This is a genomic window from Cupriavidus sp. UME77 (assembly GCF_014170355.1).
Classification (GTDB): Bacteria; Pseudomonadota; Gammaproteobacteria; order Burkholderiales; family Burkholderiaceae; genus Cupriavidus; species Cupriavidus basilensis.
In genome coordinates this window covers 14,290-34,560 of the sequence record NZ_LZZU01000014.1, presented here as the reverse complement: position 1 = coordinate 34,560, position 20,271 = coordinate 14,290, and the positions used below count along the sequence as shown (strand labels likewise).

16 protein-coding genes and 1 pseudogene are annotated in these 20,271 nt (G+C 66.2%); 9 read left to right on the top strand and 8 right to left on the bottom strand.

Annotation, left to right across the window (positions count from 1 at the left end):
* Positions 1–83: 83 nt before the first annotated feature.
* On the bottom strand, positions 84–1,709 hold the full coding sequence (locus A9975_RS06460) for a sugar ABC transporter ATP-binding protein (protein WP_183031960.1): 1,626 nt from the start codon (positions 1,707–1,709) through the stop codon (positions 84–86).
* Positions 1,710–1,746: 37 nt separating this feature from the next.
* On the bottom strand, positions 1,747–3,006 hold the full coding sequence (locus tag A9975_RS06455) for an ROK family transcriptional regulator (RefSeq protein ID WP_183031912.1): 1,260 nt from the start codon (positions 3,004–3,006) through the stop codon (positions 1,747–1,749).
* Positions 3,007–3,255: 249 nt separating this feature from the next.
* Between A9975_RS06455 and A9975_RS06450 the strand changes: the two genes are divergently transcribed.
* From A9975_RS06450 to A9975_RS06430, 5 genes and pseudogenes are all read left to right on the top strand, one after another.
* Entirely contained in the window at positions 3,256–3,735 is a 480-nt protein-coding gene (locus A9975_RS06450; protein WP_183031911.1) for a methylated-DNA--[protein]-cysteine S-methyltransferase, read from the top strand.
* The gene (xerD, locus tag A9975_RS06445; RefSeq protein ID WP_255503097.1) at positions 3,732–4,745 is read left to right on the top strand and encodes a site-specific tyrosine recombinase XerD; all 1,014 of its coding nucleotides are present in this window, start codon (positions 3,732–3,734) and stop codon (positions 4,743–4,745) included. The genes A9975_RS06450 and xerD overlap by 4 nt, the downstream gene beginning before the upstream one ends.
* A 35-nt stretch (positions 4,746–4,780) precedes the next feature.
* A complete protein-coding gene (locus A9975_RS06440; RefSeq protein ID WP_183031910.1) occupies positions 4,781–5,272 on the top strand; it encodes an aminoacyl-tRNA deacylase in 492 nt (163 codons plus the stop codon).
* A gap of 967 nt (positions 5,273–6,239) precedes the next feature.
* Positions 6,240–6,446 (top strand): annotated as a pseudogene (locus A9975_RS37980) (transposase); the annotation flags it as partial.
* A 281-nt stretch (positions 6,447–6,727) separates the two neighbouring features.
* Positions 6,728–7,270 (top strand): hypothetical protein, encoded by a 543-nt coding sequence (locus A9975_RS06430; protein WP_255503096.1) that lies wholly within the window; start codon positions 6,728–6,730, stop codon positions 7,268–7,270.
* Between the two features lie 39 nt (positions 7,271–7,309).
* Here A9975_RS06430 and A9975_RS06425 read toward each other — a convergent pair whose 3' ends face one another.
* The 5 genes from A9975_RS06425 to A9975_RS06405 all read right to left on the bottom strand — a co-directional run bounded on the left by A9975_RS06425 (position 7,310) and on the right by A9975_RS06405 (position 15,430).
* Entirely contained in the window at positions 7,310–7,849 is a 540-nt protein-coding gene (locus A9975_RS06425) for an SRPBCC family protein (RefSeq protein ID WP_183031958.1), read from the bottom strand.
* 256 nt (positions 7,850–8,105) lie between these two features.
* On the bottom strand, positions 8,106–9,629 hold the full coding sequence (locus tag A9975_RS06420; RefSeq protein WP_255503095.1) for an efflux transporter outer membrane subunit: 1,524 nt from the start codon (positions 9,627–9,629) through the stop codon (positions 8,106–8,108).
* Between the two features lie 35 nt (positions 9,630–9,664).
* Positions 9,665–12,856, bottom strand: a complete 3,192-nt coding sequence (locus A9975_RS06415; protein ID WP_183031907.1) for an efflux RND transporter permease subunit — start codon at positions 12,854–12,856, stop codon at positions 9,665–9,667.
* A gap of 225 nt (positions 12,857–13,081) precedes the next feature.
* On the bottom strand, positions 13,082–14,362 hold the full coding sequence (locus A9975_RS06410; RefSeq protein WP_183031906.1) for an efflux RND transporter periplasmic adaptor subunit: 1,281 nt from the start codon (positions 14,360–14,362) through the stop codon (positions 13,082–13,084).
* A 144-nt stretch (positions 14,363–14,506) separates the two neighbouring features.
* On the bottom strand, positions 14,507–15,430 hold the full coding sequence (locus A9975_RS06405) for an alpha/beta hydrolase (RefSeq protein ID WP_183031905.1): 924 nt from the start codon (positions 15,428–15,430) through the stop codon (positions 14,507–14,509).
* Positions 15,431–15,725: 295 nt separating this feature from the next.
* Between A9975_RS06405 and A9975_RS06400 the strand changes: the two genes are divergently transcribed.
* A complete protein-coding gene (locus A9975_RS06400; protein WP_183031904.1) occupies positions 15,726–16,682 on the top strand; it encodes a LysR family transcriptional regulator in 957 nt (318 codons plus the stop codon).
* Positions 16,683–16,715: 33 nt separating this feature from the next.
* On the opposite strand, the gene A9975_RS06395 is transcribed toward A9975_RS06400, so the two are convergent.
* Positions 16,716–17,189, bottom strand: a complete 474-nt coding sequence (locus A9975_RS06395; protein WP_183031903.1) for a RidA family protein — start codon at positions 17,187–17,189, stop codon at positions 16,716–16,718.
* Positions 17,190–17,360: 171 nt separating this feature from the next.
* Here A9975_RS06395 and A9975_RS06390 point away from each other — a divergent pair, with 171 nt between their 5' ends.
* The 3 genes from A9975_RS06390 (at position 17,361) to pstS (ending at position 20,268) form a co-directional block, all read left to right on the top strand.
* On the top strand, positions 17,361–18,020 hold the full coding sequence (locus A9975_RS06390) for a metalloregulator ArsR/SmtB family transcription factor (RefSeq protein ID WP_183031902.1): 660 nt from the start codon (positions 17,361–17,363) through the stop codon (positions 18,018–18,020).
* A gap of 139 nt (positions 18,021–18,159) precedes the next feature.
* On the top strand, positions 18,160–18,978 hold the full coding sequence (locus A9975_RS06385) for an alpha/beta hydrolase (RefSeq protein WP_255503094.1): 819 nt from the start codon (positions 18,160–18,162) through the stop codon (positions 18,976–18,978).
* 246 nt (positions 18,979–19,224) lie between these two features.
* On the top strand, positions 19,225–20,268 hold the full coding sequence (gene pstS, locus A9975_RS06380) for a phosphate ABC transporter substrate-binding protein PstS (RefSeq protein WP_183031901.1): 1,044 nt from the start codon (positions 19,225–19,227) through the stop codon (positions 20,266–20,268).
* Positions 20,269–20,271 lie beyond the last annotated feature (3 nt).

The following is a 20,271-nucleotide window of genomic DNA, read 5'->3' as shown; positions in this document are numbered from 1 at the left end:
TCCTGCGCCGGCGGCTGCGCAACGTTGCGGGCCGGCGTCGATGGTTCTGTCTCTTGCGGGCGGCGCACAGGCTGCGCCCTGCCTCACTGCAGCGTGATGCCGGTTGCGTGGCCGGCGGCAGCGTGCGGCCGCGCAGCCCACGCGGGCGCCGGCTGCGCGGCCGCGCCGGTGGCCAGCGCGATGATGCGTTCCTGAGTCTCGGCCGCGCTGCCGGCGGGGCGCACCTCGCCGGCCAGCACGCCCTCGCGCATGACCAGCACGCGGTCGCACAGGCCCACCACTTCGGGCAGCTCGCTGGAGATCATCAGGATCGCCACGCCGCTCTGGGCCAGCGCGTTGATCAGCCGGTAGATCTCCGACTTGGCGCCGATGTCCACGCCACGCGTGGGCTCATCCAGGATCAGCACGCGCGGCTGGATTTCCAGCAGCCGCGACAGCATCACCTTCTGCTGGTTGCCGCCGGACAGCGCGCCCACGTTGACCTGCGCATGCGCCACGCGGATGCCCAGCGTGTCGATGGCCTCGGCCGTGCGGCGGCGCGCGGCGCGCCGGTTCAGGCGGCCCAGGCCTAGTGCGTCGCGCGCGGCCACGATCAGGTTGATGTTCTCGTGCACGCTCTGGTCCAGGAACAAGCCCTGCAGCTTGCGGTCTTCGGTCAGGTAGGCAATGCCGGCATCGATGGCCTGGCGCGGGCCGCCGGCCGGTAGCGTGACCAGCCCGCCGGCGCCGGCCGGGTTGGCCGGGTCGGCAATCCGGACCTCGCCGCGCGTGCGCACGTCGGCGCCGAAGACCAGCCGCGCCAGCTCCGTGCGGCCCGCGCCGACCAGGCCCGCCAGCCCCAGCACCTCGCCGGCGCGCAGGTCAAAGCTGCAGCCCCTGACGCGCCGGCCATCGGCGACGTCGCGCACGGACAGCATCACCTCGCGCTCGACCGCCTGGCCGTGCGTCTTGGTGTAAAAGCCTGACAGGTCGCGCCCCACCATCATCTTGACCAGCGCCGCCTGCGACAGGTGCGCGCGGTCCAGCGTGCCGACGAAGCAGCCGTCGCGCAACACGGTCACGCGATCGGCCAGCTCATCGATCTCGGCCATGCGGTGGCTGATATAGAGAATCGCCATGCCTTCGCCGCGCAACTGGCGGATCAGCGCGAACAGGCGATCCGTCTCGTGCGTGGACAGCGGCGTGGTGGGCTCGTCCATCACCAGGATGCGCGCCTCGAAGTGCACGGCCCGTGCGATCTCCACCAGTTGGCGCTGCGCGATCGACAGGCTCGCCACGTTCGCCGCGGGCGAGAAATCCGCGCCGAGCCTGGCCAGCGTGGGCGCGCAGGCGCGCACCATGTCGCCGCGCGCCACCAGCCCGCGCCGCTGCAGGGCGCGGCCCAGGTAGATGTTCTCGGCCACGCTCAGGTTGGGCGCCAGGCTCAGCTCCTGGTAGATCACCGCCACGCCAAGGTCGCGCGCCGATTGCGGCCCATCGATCTGCACCCGTTGCCCGCCGATATGGCATTCGCCGCCGGGGTCCGCGGTGTAGGCGCCGGACAGGATCTTCATCAGCGTCGACTTGCCGGCGCCGTTCTCGCCCATCAGGGCGTGGACCTCGCCGGCGTAGGCCGTGAGCTCGACGTTGCGCAGCGCGCGCACGCCGGGGAAGGTCTTGCAGATATTGCGCAGCGCCAGCAGCGGCGCCTTGGTGGACGTATCGGACAAAGCAGCCGAAGTTGCTGAAATAGCCGAAGCGGACAGATCAGACGATGGCATGGTTGGCCTCCGGAATCATGGCGGATGCGCCTTTGAGCATGTCGGCCCGCGGCGAGAAATTCATGAACATCGGCAGCGAGGCGGCACCGACCGCGCCGGCGTTGGCGCCAAAGCAGCCACGCACCACGCGTGGCGCTCGCCGTGCCTCGGGCGCGCCGTCGTCCAGTTCGCCTTGCAGGCGCTCGATCAGCGCCTGCACCAGGCCACCGTCGATATCGGCGTCAAGGATGATCAGCGGCACGTCGAGCACCGCCAGCGCGGATTGCATGGCGGGCGCCAGCGCATCGATGCAGTCGTCCAGCCACTGCGCCACCGCCGGGTGCTGGACGCGCACCTGCGCTTCCAGGTCGGCGTGGCCGTCGATGGCCACGCCGTGGTAGCGCAGGTGGCGCGTCAGCGCGTTGAGCGAGGCGCGCGCCAGCAGGATGTCGCGCCGCTTGCCAGTGCGCGGCGCGGAGGCCAGGGTGCTGGGCTGCACCGGCATCATGCCGATGTCGCCGGCATTGCCCGACACGCCGCGCACGCAGTCACCGTTGAGCGCCACGCCGCCGCCGATGGCCGGGCCGACGAAGACATAGAGGAAGCTCTGCGCGTGATGGCTGCCGTAGAACAGCTCGGCCACGGCGGCGGCGGTGCCGTCGTTCTCGCCAAACACCGGCAGGCCGGTGGCATCCGACAGCGCCGCGGCAAAGTCCACGGCATCCCAGGCGCGGAAGGTGGCCTGCGATGCCTCGTCCTGCAGGTCCAGCTCGCGCAGCCAGGCGCCCAGGTTGTAAGGCTGGGCCACGCCGATGCCAAGCAGGCGCTTGCGCTCGGCCGGCGTGAGCAGCGCGCGCAGTTCGGCCACGTCTTCGCGCACCAGCGCCAGTGCTTGCTCCGGGTGGGGCAGGACCATCTGGTGGGCACGGCTGGCGAGGATCTCGCCGCCAAAGTCCACCATCACGCACTCGATGCTGCCGCGGTCCAGCCGGACCCCGATGCCGAACGCGCCCTTGGGCTGCAGGCGGATCAGGCTGGCCGGCTGGCCGCGCTGCCCGTCCTGGCGGCGGCCGGCCACATGGATCAGGCCATCCTCGGTGAGCGTCTGCACGATGCTGCCCACTGCCGTGTTGGTGAGCTGCGCGATGCGGGCGAGATCCGCCTTGGACGCCTCCCCGGCATGCCGCAGCGCCAGCAGCAGGGCACGCTCGTTGTACAGCCGCAAACTGGCGGAATTCACGCCGCGGCCGGCCTTGGCACTGTTCATGTCGTCTCCGAATGCTGTTATGAGTGCCGCCTGCGTCATGTTACGCACCGGGTGGCGGCGGTGGTGCGCCTGGCTGCGGCATTAATTAATTCATATTGAATTAAATAATAAGCGAGACCAGAACTCAAGGAAGGGGAAACCCCAGTCAAACTGGTTGCATGGCCCCTGGCGATGCGCCCCGCACGCCACCGCGCATCCCGGCGCCGCCGCCATGCTCTAAAATCCAGGCTCGCGCTTCCCACCCCTGCCATGGACTCCATCTTCGACGCCATCCTCCCAGCCCCTTTCGGCAAGATCGGCGTGCGCACCGACGGCGAATTCGTCCGCGAGATCGTCTACCTGCCCGCGAGCATGCGGCTCGTCGAGCCGGCCAACGCGGTCACGCAACGCCTGGCGCGGCAGCTGGAGGCCTACTACGCCGATCCGGATGCACGCTTCGATATTGCGCTGGCGCCGGTCGGCAGCGCGTTCCAGCGCCGGGTCTGGCAAGCGATCTCGAACGTGCCGCGTGGCAAGGTCACCACCTATGGCGCGGTGGCGCGGCAGATCGCCAGCGCGCCGCGCGCGGTCGGGCAGGCATGCGGCGCAAATTTCTTCCCGCTGGTGATTCCCTGCCATCGCGTGGTTGGCGCCAGCGGCATCGGCGGCTTTGCCAACCATGACGGCGACGGCTTCTTCCTTGACATCAAACGCTGGCTGCTGCGCCATGAAGGGGTGATGCTGGCATGAACGACATTGCGCAGACTGACGGCGGTGACGACGGCGACGACAGCGGCCATTTCGACGACATCGAAGACGGCAACGCCGCCATCGACACCGTCGGCACCGAGGACAGCCCTGCCCTGCTCGCCGACCTGGCCCTGGTCGACCGCTTCTGCGACGCGCTGTGGCTCGAAGACGGCCTCGCGCAGAACACCATCGACGCCTACCGGCGCGACCTGGCGCTGCTGTCGCGCTGGCTGCACGCATCGGGCACCTGCGCGCTGCTGGCGGTGGACGACACCGCCCTCAACGGCTACTTCGCCTCGCGCCACCTGGAAACCCGCGCCTCGTCCGCCAACCGGCGGCTGACCGTGTTCAAGCGCTTTTTCCAGTGGGCGCTGCGCGAGCACATGATCACGGCCGACCCCTGCCTGCTGCTGCGCCCGGCCAAGCAGCCGCCGCGCTTTCCCAAGACGCTGACCGAAGCCCAGGTCGAGGCGCTGCTGGAGACACCCGACACCGCCACGCCGCTTGGCCTGCGCGACCGCACCATGCTGGAGCTGATGTATGCCAGCGGCCTGCGTGTGTCCGAACTGACGCAGATGAAGACCATCGAGATCAGCCTGAACGAAGGCGTGGCGCGCGTGGTCGGCGGCAAGGGCAACAAGGAGCGCCTGGTGCCGTTTGGCACCGAAGCCGGCGACTGGCTGCGCCGCTACCTGGCCGAAGGCCGGCCTGCGCTGTTGGGCGAGCGTGCCTGCGAAGCGCTGTTCGTCACCCAACGCGGCGACGGCATGACGCGCCAGGCCTTCTGGCACCTGATCAAGCGCCACGCGCGCGAAGCCGAGATCTACGCGCCGCTGTCACCGCACACCTTGCGGCATGCCTTTGCCACCCATCTGCTCAACCACGGCGCGGACCTGCGCGTGGTGCAGTTGCTGCTGGGGCACGCCGATATCTCCACCACGCAGATCTACACGCACGTGGCGCGCGAGCGCCTGCGCGAGCTGCACCAGCACCACCATCCGCGCGGCTAGGTTGCCCGTGCGGTCATTGCGATCCGTCATCCATCATGAGCAAGTCCAAACACGTTTCGGAAACCCCGGCCACCCAGTTCCTCAAGCGGCATGGCGTTGCCTTTGGCGAGCATGCCTATGACTACGTCGAGCATGGCGGCACGGGGGAGTCCGCCCGCCAGCTCGGCGTGGACGAGCATGCGGTGATCAAGACCCTGGTCATGGAAGACGAGCGTGCGCAGCCGCTGATCGTGCTGATGCATGGCGACTGTTCGGTGTCTACCAAGAACCTGGCGCGGCAAACCGGGCACAAGAGCGTGCAGCCCTGCAAGCCCGAGGTGGCGCAGCGGCATAGCGGGTATCTGGTGGGCGGGACGTCGCCGTTCGGGACGCGCAAGCGGATGCCGGTTTTTGTTGAGGCAGGTGTGTTGGCGCTGGAGCGGATCTATATCAATGGGGGCCGCAGGGGGTATCTGGTTAGTATTGATCCGCAGGTTTTGAAGACGTTGGTGGGGGCGGAGGTGGTGGAGTGTGGGTTGAGGGATTGAGGGGATGGGATGATGGGATGATGGGTTGGTTAGCTGGCGTTTTTGGTCGGTTTTGCTGCGGCGTTGGCTTTTGCACCCAAGGGCCATACGACATCCCCCTGCGGGGGCTGCCGGTCACTTTTCTTTGACCGGCAAAGAAAACTAACGAAAAGAAAACCGCCCTGCCGGGAGCAGAGCAATAAGGCTTGTGGGCCTCGGCGGTTGCGTCGTACGGCCCGGAGTGTTGGCTAGCGAATCCTACCGGCCCCAAGGACATCATTTCTGCATGACCTATGGGTTACGTCGTGCAGCCCCTGACCTCGCTTGCGGTGACCATTCACACATCTGCCGTTCGCGGGGCGAAGTGCTGCGCCGTTTCGGGGGTGGCTGGTTTCGTGGTTTTGTCGCGGAGGGCGAGCGCCGTGGGGGGGAGGTCTGAGCACGGCCCTCGCGGACGAGCCACGGTGCCCACCACGAAACCAGGGGAGTTGGTAGCAAGGTGCCGCTCGCGCCGGTACGGCAGGGCATCAAATGGCCGGGCGTCCGCCGCCAGAGACAAAACCACGAAACCACCAAGGCAGGCAGGATCGTGGCGCTGCGCACCGCGAACGGCAGATGCCCGAACGCGCACCGAGCAAAGCGATCAGGGGCACCACCACGTGACCATTGGGTCATGCTATAGAGATGACCTACAAGCCGGTTGGACACGCCAGCCAACACTCCGGGCCGTACGACGCAACCACCGAGGCAAAAACAGCCTGATTGCTCTGCTCCCGGCAGGGCGGCTTTCTTTTCGTTAGTTTTCTTTGCCGGTCAAAGAAAAGTGACCGGCAGCCCCCGCAGGGGGATGTCGTATGGCCCTTGGGTGCAAAAACCATCGCCGCTCAAAGAAACAGCAACCAACCCCGCAAGGGCGATGTTGAGCTTCCCCCGAAATTTCGCCTTCCAAGAGGTGAGGTATAACCTCAACTAGTTGGAAGGAAGCGAAATGCGAAAGATACCGAAACAGGAATTCACTGCGGAGTTCAAGGAACAGGCGGTCAGGCAACTGCGTGCCGGGAAGACGACAGGAGAGCTGGCTGCGGAATTGGGCGTGTCTGATCAGACACTGCGCAACTGGCGCAAGGCCGCCGAGGCGGGCAAGCTCAATGGGGCCGGTGCCAAGCCTGTGACTCCTGAACAAATGGAGCTTTCGGGCGAAGCTGATCTCGCCATTCCGGAGCAACCGAATATGCCTCGCCTCGCACAATTGATGAACCAACATATCAGCCAAAATCGGAGGGATGATTGGGATGACGTCTATGCCTACGTCCGTCAGCAACAAAACGCCATCGTGCTGGAAGTCCGCGCCATCGTGAGCCAATCCACCCAAGTTAAGCAGCCCCAAAAAAACCGCGATTGAGCGGCGCAAGGTATTGACAGGCAAGCAGGGCGGCGGCCAATAGAGGAACGTTTCTCTATCTTCGCTTGGCTCTCATGCTCCTGCCTAATCTGTTCGCTGCGCTTTCCCAATACCTGCATACCAAGGTCTTTCAAGACCATGCCCGCCATCCTGAGTGTCCCGCCGCTTTCACCCGTCATCGCAAGCTCACCCTGCCCACCCTGATCGCATTCATGCTTGGCAACTTGCGCATGGGCATGCAAGCCGAACTCGATCAATTCTTTGCCGCTCTCGCCCGCCAGAACACCTTGCGCCGCTGCGTCAGTGAACAAGCCTTCGCCCAGGCTCGGAGCAAACTCAGCAGTGATATCTGCGCTCACCTCAATGACTGGCTGCTTGAGCACATATCCAACCAGTTGCCACGCTGGCACGGCTTTCGGCTAATCGCCGCGGATGCCTCACATCTGCGTTTCGCCATCCGCCAAAGCCATCTCCTTCGAGCCGCCACCCGCGATCAACTCGCCTTCGGCCTGTACCTCCCCGGGGCCGAGATCATGCTCGCTGCTTCACTGCACAGCGTGCACGAGAACGAACGCCAGATCCTGCTCGAGCATCTGGACCGCCTGCAATCCGACTAAGCCACGTCCGCCTCGCCACAAACCTCATCGACATGCCGCCTACAAGGCTTGCTGAGGCTTAACTTGGGTGGATTGGGGCTTGCGGGCTTCCAGCACCGCCCGCAGCCGCGTCACCGCCTCGGCCGACTCGGCCTCGATGCGCTTGCGCAGGACCAGCCAATTGGTCAGCGCAAACAGCAGGTTCGGCGCGGCGTAGCTGAATTCGCGCCGGAAATGCGTGCCCTCCGGCGTCTGGGCGAGCGTGTAGCGGACCGCGCCCGCCTCGCGCCCGTCGATGGTGCCCTGGATCATCCACGCCGAGGACGGGCTGCGCTCCACCGCGGTCCACACCACCTGGCCGCGCCGCCCGGCTACCGAGAAGGTCTCGGTGACCTGCTCGCCTGGCAGGAGCGAATGACCGGCCGAGGCACCGGTCACGGCGAGCGAGGATGGATGCCAGTTGGGCCAGTTGGCGGGCGTGGAAACGTAGTCGAACACCACGGCATCGGGCTGCGCGATCGTCGCCTCGTTGACGATATGCGTGACGGGGCGCCACGACTGCGGCAAGGGGAGCAACAGGACAGCCGCCGCGCCCGCCAAAACCAGGAACCCGACGATCAGGGTCCGCCGCTTGGGGGTCCGCCTTCTGTGGGTTCGCCGCCTGCTCATGATGGGGGCCTGGACAATCTATGCGCCGGCGGGCTGCGGTGCGGGCTGCGGCCTGCGGCCTTTCCGGCTGGAGTGGCCGCGATGCTTTTAGTGTAGTCAGATTTGTTCGCCGCGTTGGCGCGGCAACGACAAAACGCGGCAGCCGCGCGAGGGCGGATGCCGCGTTTTGAAGGCTTGGCGCCAGAACCTAGTGGTTCACGGCCAGCGGGCCAGTGCCCGCCTGCGCCACACTGGGTGCGGCATCCGGCAACAGCCCCCACCCACCGCCCAGCCGGCGCACCAGCGCCACCGTGGCGGAGGCACGCAGCCCGGCCACCTGGTTGGCCTCGCGCTGCGACTGCAGCACCGTACGATCCGCATCGATCACCGTCAGGTAATCCACCGCGCCCGCCTCGTAGCGGCTGCGCGAGATCTTGGCCGCGCGGCGTGCGCCGCCCAGTGCGCCGTCCAATGCGCCGGCCTGCTGGCTCAGCCAGCGTACGTCCGCCAGGCTGTCTTCCACCTCGCGCATCGCGCTCAGCACGCTCTGGCGATAGCTCGCCACCGCTTCCTCGTGCTGCGCGCGCGCCGCCGCCAGGTTGGCCTTGTTGCGGCCCCCGTCGAAGATCGGCGCGGCGATCGTGCTGCCCACCAGCGGCCCCAGCATCCACGCGCGTGAGGACCACTTGAACAGGTTCGACAAGTCGTTCGACTCAAAGCCAAACAAGCCGGTGAGCGTGATGCGCGGATAGAACGCGGCCTTCGCCACGCCGATGCGCGCGTTGGCCGCCGCCATCAGGCGCTCGGCCTGGGCGATGTCGGGGCGGCGCTCCAGCAGGTCGGAGGGCAGCCCCGCCGGCACGGCGATCAGCGCGGCGTCCAGCGGGCGCGCGGCCAGCGTGAAGGCGGCCGGCGGCGCGCCCGTCAGCACCGCCAGCGCGTGCTCCTGGTTGGCGCGGCGGCGTTCGATGCCGGCGAGATCCGCGCGGGCCGTACCCAGCTCGGCTTCGGCGCGCGCGGGATCCAGATCCGTGGTCTCGCCTTCGTCGAACCGGCGCTTGAGCAGCTTGAGCGCGTCCTCGCGCAAGGTGATGGTGGCGTTGAGCAGGTCGCGCTCGCTGTCGAGCGTGCGCAGTGCGAAGTAGGCTTGCGCAACGTCCGCCTGCAGCGCGAGCAACACCGAGCGATACAGGTCTTCGGCAGCGTCGCCTTCCGCCCGCGCCGCCTTGACGTTGTCCGCCACGCGGCCGAACAGGTCCAGCTCATAGCTGGCGATGGCGCGCGCCTTGAGCACCGTCTGCGGCGCCACCCGCGTGCCGTCGGGCAACCCCTGCGAGGCGGCCGAGAGCTGGGTGCGGGTCGGGTCCAGGCCCACGCTCAACTGCGGGTACTGGTCGGCCTCGGCCACGCCGGTGAAGGCGCGGGCCTGCTTGAGCCGCGCCGCGGCGATCGCCAGGTCCTGGTTGGACTCGGTGGCCGTGGCAATCAGGCGGTCGAGATCGGCGTCGCCGAAGATCTTCCACCATTCACCGCGCTGCGCGCCTTCTGCCGGCGTGGCCACCTTCCATTGCGTGCCTTCGGCTTGCGCGGCCATCGCTTCCTTGTAGGCCGGCGTGGCGGCGGTCGCGCTTTCCGGCACCTTGTAGGGCGGCGCTAGCGAGCAGCCCGCCAGGATCAGGGCCACGGCCAGCGTGGCCAGTCGCGGCAGCGCCGCGGGCAGTAGCGATGTCATCTTGGATGTCAAAGTTGCGTTCATGTCGATCACCCTTACTCAGCAGAGGCGATAGCCTTGTGGCTCGCCGACGGCGCGTCCGACACCTTGCGGCGCTCGCCACGGGTCGCCAGCATACGCAGCGCCACGTAGAACACCGGCGTCAGGAACAGCCCGAAGAAGGTCACGCCCAGCATGCCGGCGAACACCGCCACGCCCATCGCATGGCGCATCTCGGCACCCGCGCCGGTGGACACCACCAGCGGCACCACGCCCATGATGAACGCGAACGACGTCATCAAGATCGGGCGCAGACGCAGGCGGCTGGCTTCAATTGCGGCGGCCACGATGGAGCGGCCTTCATGCTCCAGCTCCCGCGCAAACTCCACGATCAGGATCGCGTTCTTCGCTGACAACCCCACCAGCACGATGAAACCAATCTGCGTGAAGATGTTGTTGTCGCCCTTGGTCAGCCACACGCCAGTCATGGCGGCCAGCAGGCTCAGGGGCACGATCAGGATCACGGCCAGCGGCAAGGTCAGGCTTTCGTACTGCGCGGCCAGCACCAGGAACACCAGCAGCACGCACAGCGGGAAGATCCATACCCCCGCGTTGCCGGCTAGGATGTCCTGGTAGGTCAGGTCGGTCCACTCGAACTTGATGCCCTTGGGCAGCGTCTCGGCCGCAATGCGCTCGGCCGCGGCTTGGGCCTGGCCCGAGGAGAAGCCCGGGGCCGGGCCGCCGTTCATGTCGGCTGCGGTGAAGCCGTTGTAGCGGATCACGCTGTCCGGGCCAAAGCCCTGGTTGACGGTGAGCAGCGACGACAGCGGCACCATGTCGCCAGCGCTGTTGCGCGTCTTAAGTTGCAGGATGTCCTCGGCGTGGGCGCGGAACTGCGCATCCGCCTGGACCTTGACCTGGTAGGTCCGGCCAAACTTGTTGAAGTCGTTGACATAGGCCGAGCCGAGGTAGGTCTGCAGCGTGTCGAACACGTCCGTCACCGGCACGCCCAGCTGCTTGGCCATCACCCGATCGAGCTTCACATCCAGCTGCGGCACGTTGACCTGGTAGTTGGTGAAGATACCGGCCAGCTCCGGCGTGGCGCGCGCCTTGTTGGTAAAGGCGTTGGTCGCGTCGAACAGGGCGTCGTAACCCAGCGCGGCACGGTCCTCGATCATCATCTTGAAGCCGCCGATGGTGCCCAGCCCCTGAACCGGCGGCGGCGGGAACACGGCGATAAAGGCGTCCTGGATCGCGGCGTACTTGCCGTTGAGCTGCGCCGCGATGGCGTTGCCCGACAGTTCCTTGGTCTTGCGTTCTTCAAACGGCTTGAGCGAGACGAAGACGATGCCGGCGCTCGGGCTGTTGGTGAAGCCATTGATCGACAGGCCCGGGAAGGCAATCGCCGATTCCACGCCCGGCTGCTTGAGCGCGATGTCCGACATCTGGCGGATCACGTCTTCGGTACGGTCCAGCGTGGCGCCGTCAGGCAGCTTGGCAAAACTCACCAGGTACTGCTTGTCCTGCGCCGGCACAAAGCCCTTGGGCACCAGCTGGAACACACCCCAGGTCAGCGCCAGCATCACGGCGTAGACGCCGAACACCGCCGTCTTGCGCGAGATCACGCCCTTCACACCCTTGCCGTAATGATCGGCGCTGGCGCCAAAGAAACGGTTGAAGCGGCCAAAGAAGCCACCCAGCACGCGATCCATGCCGCGCGAGAGCCAGTCCTTCGGCGCATCGTGGCCGCGCAGCAGCAGCGCGGACAAGGCCGGCGACAGCGTCAGCGAATTGAAGGCCGAGATGATGGTCGAGATGGCGATGGTCAGCGCGAACTGCTTGTAGAACTGACCGGTCAGGCCCGTCATGAAGGCCAGCGGCACGAACACGGCGATCAGCGTCAGCGCGATCGCGATGATCGGGCCGCTCACCTCACGCATGGCCTTGTAGGTGGCCTCTTTTGGAGATAACCCCTCGGCGATATTACGCTCGACGTTCTCCACCACCACGATCGCATCGTCCACGACGATCCCGATGGCGAGCACCAGCCCGAAGAGTGACAACGCATTGATCGAGAAGCCAAAGGCATGCATCAGCCCGAACGTCCCCACGATCGACACCGGCACGGCCAGCAGCGGAATCACCGAGGCGCGCCACGTCTGCAGGAACAGGATCACCACCAGCACCACCAGGGCGATCGCCTCGAACAACGTGTGGGTCACGGCCTCGATGCTATGGCGCACGAACTGCGTCGGGTCATAGACGATGCTGTAGTCCACGCCATCGGGGAAGTTCTGCTTGAGCTCCTCCATGGTCTTGCGCACGTCGTCCGAGATCTGGATGGCGTTGGAGCCCGGGGCCTGGAAGATCGGAATGGCCACCGCGGACTTGTTGTCCAGCAGCGAGCGCAGCGCGTACTCCGACGCACCCAGCTCGATGCGCGACACGTCCTTCAGGTAGGTCACGCCGCCGTCGGGCGAGGTCGCCACGATGATGTCGCCGAAGGCCTCCACCGTTTCCAGGCGGCCCTGCGCGTTCACGGACAGCTGCAGGTCAGCGCCCGGCAGCGCGGGCGAGGCGCCGATCACACCAGCGGCCACCTGCACGTTCTGCTCGCGGATGGCCTTGACCACGTCGGCAGCCACCAGCTTGCGCTCGGCCATCTTCTCGGGGTTCAGCCATACGCGCATGGAATAGTCACCCGAGCCGAACAGCTGCACCTGGCCCACGCCCTGGATCCGCGCCAGGCGGTCCTTGACGTTGATCACCGCGTAGTTGCGCAGGTAGGTCATGTCGTAGCGGTCGTTCGGCGAGACCAGGTGGACCACCATGGTCAGGTCGGGCGAGCTTTTCACCGTGGTGATGCCCAGGCGGCGCACGTCCTCCGGCAGGCGCGGCTCGGCTTGCGCCACGCGGTTCTGCACAAGCTGCTGGGCCTTGTCCGGATCAGTGCCGAGCTTGAAGGTGACGGTCAGCGTCAGCAGGCCATCGCTATTGGCTTGCGACGACATGTAAAGCATGTCCTCGACGCCGTTGATCTGCTCCTCCAGCGGAGACGCCACGGTAGCGGCAATCACCTTGGGGTTGGCGCCCGGATACTGCGCGCGCACCACCACGGACGGCGGCACCACCTCGGGATACTCCGAGATGGGTAGCTTGAACATCGAGATGGCGCCGATCAGGAAGATCAGCACCGATAGCACGCCGGCAAAGATAGGCCGGTCGATAAAGAATTTCGAGAGATTCATCTCAGTCTCGGCAGTCTTGGCGAAAGGGCTCCCCCTGGCGGCCTGAATGGCAGGCGCCATGTGGAGCGGGGAAGCTAAAAAATGGTTTTGCCTCGGGGGAGAGGTACGTTCAAAGCCGGCGCACCATGGATGCGCCCGCCCTCTACCCCGCCCCCCCTCCCGCCATGCGGGAGGGGGGAGCAAACCCTTGACGGATTCAGCGCATGCGGTTCATGCCGGATCGGCTCAGGTCACCGGCTTTGCGTCGGTCGCCTTATCCGTGGTTTTCTCCGTGGCCGCTTGCTTGCGGTCAGCCGATTCGCCGCGTTGATCCAGTTCGCGCTTGAACGCCATATCGACCGGCTTGGGCGCGACCGTGATGCCGGGGCGCACGCGCTGCAGGCCATTGACCACGATCTTCTCGTCGGCCTTCAAACCCTGGCGGATCACGCGCAGCCCTTCATACGACGGCCCAAGCGTGACTTCGCGATAGGCCAGCTTGTTGGCGCCATCCAGCACCAGCACAAACTTCTTGCCCTGGTCGGTGCCGATGGCGCGGTCGTTGATCAGCACCACCGGGTGCGGCGTGCCGCCGCCGAGCTTGATGCGTGCATACAGCCCCGGCAGCAGGCGGCCGTCCGGGTTGTCGAACACGGCGCGCACGCGGATGGTGCCGCTCTTGGTATCGAGCCGGTTGTCCAGCGACTGGATATGGCCCTCGCGCGGATAGTCCTCGTCGTTGGCCAGGCCCAGGAACACCGGGAGCTTTGACTGGCCGCCTTCGCCACCGGACGCACCGGACGCTCCAGACGCTTTGTCCGCCGTATAGCGCAGGTAGGTCTGCTCGTCGAGCTCGAAGCTGGCGTACACCGGCGAGACCGACACCACCGTGGTCAGCACCGGCGTGCCGGCACCGGCCGCCACCAGGTTGCCCACCGTGATCTCGGCGCGCGATACCCGCCCGCTGACCGGCGCGGTGATGCGGGTATAGGCCAGGTTAAGGCGAGCCACATCCAGCGAGGCCTGTGCGGCACGCACATTGGCGATGGCTTCGCGCGAACCGTTGTCGCGCTCGTCGAACTCGCGGCGCGATACCGCGTTGTCCTGCACCAGACGCTGCGCGCGGGCCAGTTCGGTCTGCGCGTGGCCGGCACGCACTTGCGCGGCAGCCAGCGCGGCTTCCGCGCGCGCTACCTCCGCGGCATAAGGACGCGGGTCGATGGTGAATAGCGGATCGCCCTTCTTTACCAGTGCGCCTTCACGGAAGTGCACGGCGTCGATGGTGCCGCCAACGCGGGCGCGAATCTCAACCCGGTCCACGGCTTCCAGACGGCCGGAGAACTCATCCCATTCGGTGATGGTCTTGCCAAGGGCCGCTGCCACGTCCACGGTGGTGGGTGCTGCCGGGCCAGGCACGGCCTGCGCCTCGCCGGCGTGCCAGGGCTTGAAGATCGAGGTGGCCAGGCCAGCGCCGAGCACTGCGACGATAGCCAGGGCAATCATGGTGCGTCGAGTTTGCTGATTCATTTTCTTGACTCCGTATTCCGTCTGCGGGTTTTCTTCAACTGGAAAGCAAAAAATAGGACGAACGCCCCCGCCGGAGCGCGCAAAGGAAGCGCGCCCGGTACGCCTGCTGCTCGCAGGCCGGCTTGGCTTATTGGTAACGCGGGATCAGCCGGGCGGGCTGGCTCCTGTCTGGCGTTCGGCCTTGGGTGAGGCGTCGTCGTCGCCGGCAAGATAGCCTTGCAGGTAACGCGCGCCTTCGTTTATCCACACCTGACATCGGTCGTGGGACACTTCCACGCCGGCGCCACAGGCGCCGGCCATGATCTGGACCTGCGCCGGCACCCTGGCCGTCTGCAGGCGGCTGACGAAGGCTTCGCCTTCGGCGCGCAAGGCATCTTCTTCCGCCACCTGCACAAAGGTGGGCGGCAGGCCGGCCAGCCGCGAGGCCAGCGCCGGGGCCGCGTAGGGATGCACGCTGGCGGCCGGGGTCGGCAGGTAATCGCGGTAGTAGCCCGCCAGGCGCTGGAGCATTTCCAGCGGCACGCTGCGCCCGCCCTGCCCGACCGAGCACGAGGCGTGCTGCAGGCACGGATCGGTAACCGGGCGGATCAGCCACTGCGCGCGCGGCTCAGGCAAGCCGCGGTCGCGCAGCATCTGCGACAGCGCGATCGCCAGGTTGCCGCCGGCTTCTTCGCCCACCAGGGCAAAGCGCTGCTTATCCACCTTCAGGCGCCGCGCATGGCGCAGTACCCATTCGGCGGTATGAAACACGTCCTCCGGCGCCGCCGGGAACGGAAAATCGGGGGCCAGCGAATACGCCGGGGTGACCACCACCGCAGGCACGGTAACAGCCAGCGAGCGCGCCAGGCGCTGGGATTTGTCCGGGCTGCCTTCCACAAAGCCGCCCGCATGCAGGTAGATCAGCCACGGCAGCAACGGTGCGGCCTTACCCTCCGGATAGCCCGGCGGGTAATTCAGGCGCACCGCGATAGTGCGCCCGCAGCTCTCCACCGCGTGCTCTGTCACGCGCCCCTCGGCCAGTTCGGCTGCTAAGGCTGCTGCTGCGGCTTTCGATTGCGAGGGCGACATGTCGATCACGTGCGGCGCGATGGCGACGCATCCATTGCATATTGCGATGCAGCGAATTATGGTGGTTGATGAAGGTGGGATAAAGCGAGGCTTTACCAATGCACTGTTTCTCCGGTGAAATAATCGGGCATGTGGCGTCCGGGAAACCCTTTGCTGTGCAAGGTCATCCATTTTGTGCTCCACTCCCGCACTTGCGCATCCGCGCAAGCCGTCATGAGCCACGCCGGGCCGCACCCCACCCGGGTGCCTGCCCCGCCGGCCAGACCTGCCTGTTTCCTTACCCAGGGGAGTGAACATGGATCGTCTCGTATCAATGCAGGCCTTCACCCGCGTGGTGGATGGCGGCAGCTTTGCACGCGCGGCCGAGGCCATGGACCTGCCTAAAGCCACCCTCACCCGGCTGATCCAGAACCTGGAAACCCATCTCGGCGTGAAGCTGCTGCACCGGACCACCCGGCGCATCAGCGTGACCACCGACGGCGCCGCCTATTACGAGCGCTGCGTGCGGATCCTGGCGGACGTGGAAGAGGCCGAGCAATCCCTCACCCACCAGAACAACACGCCGCGCGGCACGCTGTGCGTGGACACCACCGCCGGGCTGGCGCAACTGGTGCTGATCCCCAAGCTGCACGAGTTCTTTGCCGCCTACCCCGAGCTCAAGATGGAACTCACCATCAACGGCAAGCCCATCGACCTGCTCAAGGAAGGCGTGGATGTGGTGCTGCGCGTGGGCGACCCGGTCGACGACACCATGGTGGCGCGCCGCATTGGCCAGCTGCGGCTGGGGCTCTACGCCTCGCCGGTCTATCTCAAGCGCAACGGCACGCCCACCCAGCCCAGCGAGCTGATGCAGCATCGGGCCGTGAACTACCTGTCCAACCGCACCGGCCGCGAAGTACCGTGGCCACTCGGGCAAGGCGAGCAGCGCACGGAAATGCTGCTGCCCTCGTCCATTTCCACCAACGACGGCGACGTCTACCTGAGCTGCGCGCTGGAAAGCCACGGCATCGCCCGCATCTCGCGTGCCATGGCCCTGCCCTATGTGGAAAGCGGCCGGCTGGTCGAAGTCCTGCCCGACTGGCCCACGGACTCGTTGCCGATCGCCGCGATGTACCCGCAGAACCGCCACCTGTCGGCCAAGGTGCGCGTGTTCGTCAACTGGGTGGCCGAGCTGTTCGCGCACCATCCGCAGTTTGGCGAGACCCAGGCGGGGCAGCCTCAGCCGTCCCGCCAACCCAAGCTGGCGGCCTGAGCGCAACACGGGCGAACTGCGCACTGGCACCGGCTACACCGCGCCGGAGGATGCGGCGGACGCAGAGGAGGTTGTGCCCTCCGCCACGGCCAGCGCCTCCACCTCGAACAACATCCCGTCAAGCGCCAGCCGCGGCACCGGAATCAAGGTGCACGCCGGCTTGGGCGCATCGCCCCAGGCCCGCGCCACCGCTGCCGCCAGCACGGCCAGGCGTGCCTCGTCGTGATCCACCACCAGCACGGTCAGCTTGGCCACATGGCGCAGTTGCGCGCCCGCAGCGGCCAGCGCCACGCCCAGGTTGTCGAACGCCTGGCGCACCTGCGCCTCGAAACTGTCCGGCAGGCTGCCATCCGCAAGCTCCCCACCCTGCCCGGCCACGCAGACAAGGCCCGCGCCGGGCGCGACCATCGCCACATGGGAGTAACCGTTGGCGCTGGGATCATAGAGACCAAGCGGATTAAGCATGGTGAGCTGACGCGATGCGTGTTGGGTACGAGTGGCTTGCATGGGACGAGTTCCTTGATAGACAGCACTGAGTCAGCACTGAGTCAGCACCGAGACAGCGTTGAGACAGCGTTGAGACAGCAATAATCGGCTTGGCCGGATGCAGGGCAGGCTCGACATTGCCGCCCGCCTGCCCTAATATCCAAGACAGTTTTTGGATATTAGGGCGCGCCCATGAATTATGCAAACAATAACTTGGATAACCCTACGGGGTCTCCGGGTGATCGCATCCTGTTCCTGCTGAAGACCAAGGGCGCGGCATCGACCACGCAGATCGCCCAGGCGCTGGGCGGCACAGCCGAGGCCGCGCGCCAGCAGGTGCAGAAGCTGCTCGCCGCCGGGCTGGTCGAGGGCCGCCAGCAAAGCGCCAGCGGCGCAGGCCGGCCGCGCCAGGACTGGGCCCTCACCGCCAGCGGGCACGGCCGCTTTCCCGATACCCACGCGCAACTCACCATCCAGTTGATCGGATCGGTGCGGCAGTTGTTCGGCGAGCAAGGCATGGACAAGCTGATCGGCCAGCGCGAGTCTGAAACCCGCGCGCAATATCTCGCGGCAGTCGCCGGCCAGGGCGAGTTGCAGCAGCGGCTGGCCACGCTCGCCGCGCTGCGCCACGCCGAAGGCTACATGGCGCGCCTTGAGCAAGACGGCAAGGACTGGCTGCTGATCGAAGACCATTGCCCGATCTGCGCCGCTGCGCAGACCTGCCAGGGGTTCTGCCGCGCCGAGCTGCGGATCTTCCAGGAGGTCATCGGGGCGCAAGCCACCGTCACTCGCGAAGAGCATCTGCTGAGCAATGCGCGGCGCTGCGTATATCGGGTCAGCACCGCGGCATAGGTTGCATAGGTTGCATCGGCGACAAAGCTGGTGTTAGCGTGGATTGGTCACTCCCTGCAGCCAGTGCTATCTTGCTGCGCAGCCACGGGCGCCGTGCCCCGCCAGCCAATTCGAAACGCGAACCCCGGAGAGACAGCCCATGCCTTGCCGCCAAGCAAACACGCCGCCGCGATGGCTGCGCCAGGCCATGCTCTGCCTCACGCAGCTGCTCGGCACCCTGGCTGCATGCGCACAGACCGCGCCACAGGTGGTTGACATCCCGACCCGCCCGGGCGTGACGCAACGCTTCCTGTATCTGGCGCCCGCACAGCCCACGGCGGCGGTGATCCTCTACGCAGGTGGGCATGGTGGCCTGAACATCTACCCCAACGGTAGCGTTGCCTGGGGCGCCGGCAATTTCCTGGTGCGCTCGCGCCAGCTCTTCGTCGACAACGGGCTCGCGGTTGTCGTCATCGATGCGCCGAGCGACCGCCTGTCCTGGCCCTACCTGACCGGCTTGCGCCTGTCGGCCGAGCATGCCGAAGACACCAAGGCGGTGATCGCCTGGATGCGCAGCCACACCAACCTGCCCGTCTGGCTGGTCGGCACCAGCCGCGGCACCCAGTCGGTGGCGTCCACCGCGATCCGTCTGGCGGACAATGGCGGCCCCGATGGCATCGTGCTGAGCGCCACCATCCTGCGCGACGATCGCGGCCAACAGGTGCCGGCGATGGCCCTCGACAAACTCAAGATACCCGTGCTCGTGGTCCATCACGAACAGGATGGCTGCAAGCAGTGCCCCTACAACGACGTGCAAGGACTGATGGACAAGCTGGCCAAAGCGCCCAAGGCCGGACTGATCCACTTCGCCGGCGGCAAAAGCATAGGAGACCCGTGCGAGGCCATGTCCTATCACGGGTTCAACGGGATCGAGCCGCAAGTGGTGAAGGCCGTGGCGGAGTGGATGGCGGAAAAGTGAGGACTCGGCAAGCCATCATGACAACTCAGCGACAACATCATGACAACGCGATGACGCACCGTTGCGCCTCCTCGTCGGGCTTGCAAAACGCCTTGCCGGTAACAAGGCAGCGAGTGCTAGGATAAGTATGTGACCTCCCCGGCGGACCGCGCCGTTGAAGCGTTACATGCAGTACGTCCAATACGTCCAATACGGGCGTACCTGCACCAAGTGCGCCGTTCACTGACATGCCTGGGAGATTGCAAAATGACTCCGACCCTCTTTTGGCAAAATGTGAAGCGCAGCGCCACGCTCACCAGTCTGCTCGCCAGCCTGTTCGCCAGCTGCGCGCTGTCCGCGCACGCGGGCGATATCACCGGCGCTGGCTCCACCTTCGTCTATCCGCTGATGGTGAAATGGGCGGCCACCTACTACGCCAAGACCGGCCAGCAGGTGAACTACCAGCCCACCGGCTCGGGCAACGGCATCCGGCAGATCAAGGCGGCCAATGTCACGTTCGGCGCCTCCGACATGCCGCTCAAGCCAGATGAATTGCGCGCAGCCGGACTGGTCCAGTTTCCGGTGGTTGTCGGTGGCGTGGTGCCGATTGTCAACCTGGATGGCGTGGCCCCGGGCCAGATCCGCTTTACCGGCCAACTGCTGGCTGATATCTACCTGGGCAAGATCGCCAACTGGGATGATCCCGCCATCGGCGCGATCAACCCCGGCATCCACTTCCCCAATCAAAAGATCCTGGTCGTGCATCGCAGCGACAGCTCCGGCACAACCTTCAACTGGGCCGATTACCTGTCCAAGGTCAGCGACGAATGGAAAGGCAGCGTGGGCTCGGGCACCACTGTCAAATGGCCGGCAGGTGTCGGCGCCAACGGCAACGAGGGCGTGGCCACCTACATCAAGAATGTCAAAGGGGCGATCGGCTATGTCGAGCTGACTTACGCACTGCAACGCAAGCTGCCCTACACGGCGGTGCGAAACCGGGACGGTGCGTTCATCGAGCCCGCGCGGGAGAGCTTCAGCGCAGCGGTAGCATCCGCGGACTGGAACCAGCACCCCGACTTTTATCAGGTCATCACGGACGCGCCCGGCATGCAGGCGTGGCCAATTACCGGCGCCGTGTTCGTGATCATGCCAAGGGCCCCGAAGGATCCCGCCAGCGCCAAAGCCGCGCTCGCGTTCTTCCGTTGGGCACTGAATGACGGACAGGCCGATGCCGCGGCAGAACACTACGTGGCGCTACCGCCTGTGCTGGTCAAGCAGATCGAAGCCTACTGGGTGGACAACCTGAAGTGAGTG

Coding starts and splice junctions, on each gene's coding strand:
- A9975_RS06455 (WP_183031912.1), bottom strand. CDS start 3,006: ATGAACAGTGCCAAGGCCGGCCGCGGCGTGAATTCCGCCAGTTTGCGG.
- A9975_RS06450 (WP_183031911.1), top strand. CDS start 3,256: ATGGACTCCATCTTCGACGCCATCCTCCCAGCCCCTTTCGGCAAGATC.
- xerD (WP_255503097.1), top strand. CDS start 3,732: ATGAACGACATTGCGCAGACTGACGGCGGTGACGACGGCGACGACAGC.
- A9975_RS06440 (WP_183031910.1), top strand. CDS start 4,781: ATGAGCAAGTCCAAACACGTTTCGGAAACCCCGGCCACCCAGTTCCTC.
- A9975_RS06430 (WP_255503096.1), top strand. CDS start 6,728: ATGCTCCTGCCTAATCTGTTCGCTGCGCTTTCCCAATACCTGCATACC.
- A9975_RS06420 (WP_255503095.1), bottom strand. CDS start 9,629: ATGACATCGCTACTGCCCGCGGCGCTGCCGCGACTGGCCACGCTGGCC.
- A9975_RS06415 (WP_183031907.1), bottom strand. CDS start 12,856: ATGAATCTCTCGAAATTCTTTATCGACCGGCCTATCTTTGCCGGCGTG.
- A9975_RS06410 (WP_183031906.1), bottom strand. CDS start 14,362: ATGAATCAGCAAACTCGACGCACCATGATTGCCCTGGCTATCGTCGCA.
- A9975_RS06405 (WP_183031905.1), bottom strand. CDS start 15,430: ATGTCGCCCTCGCAATCGAAAGCCGCAGCAGCAGCCTTAGCAGCCGAA.
- A9975_RS06400 (WP_183031904.1), top strand. CDS start 15,726: ATGGATCGTCTCGTATCAATGCAGGCCTTCACCCGCGTGGTGGATGGC.
- A9975_RS06395 (WP_183031903.1), bottom strand. CDS start 17,189: ATGCAAGCCACTCGTACCCAACACGCATCGCGTCAGCTCACCATGCTT.
- A9975_RS06390 (WP_183031902.1), top strand. CDS start 17,361: ATGAATTATGCAAACAATAACTTGGATAACCCTACGGGGTCTCCGGGT.
- A9975_RS06385 (WP_255503094.1), top strand. CDS start 18,160: ATGCCTTGCCGCCAAGCAAACACGCCGCCGCGATGGCTGCGCCAGGCC.
- pstS (WP_183031901.1), top strand. CDS start 19,225: ATGACTCCGACCCTCTTTTGGCAAAATGTGAAGCGCAGCGCCACGCTC.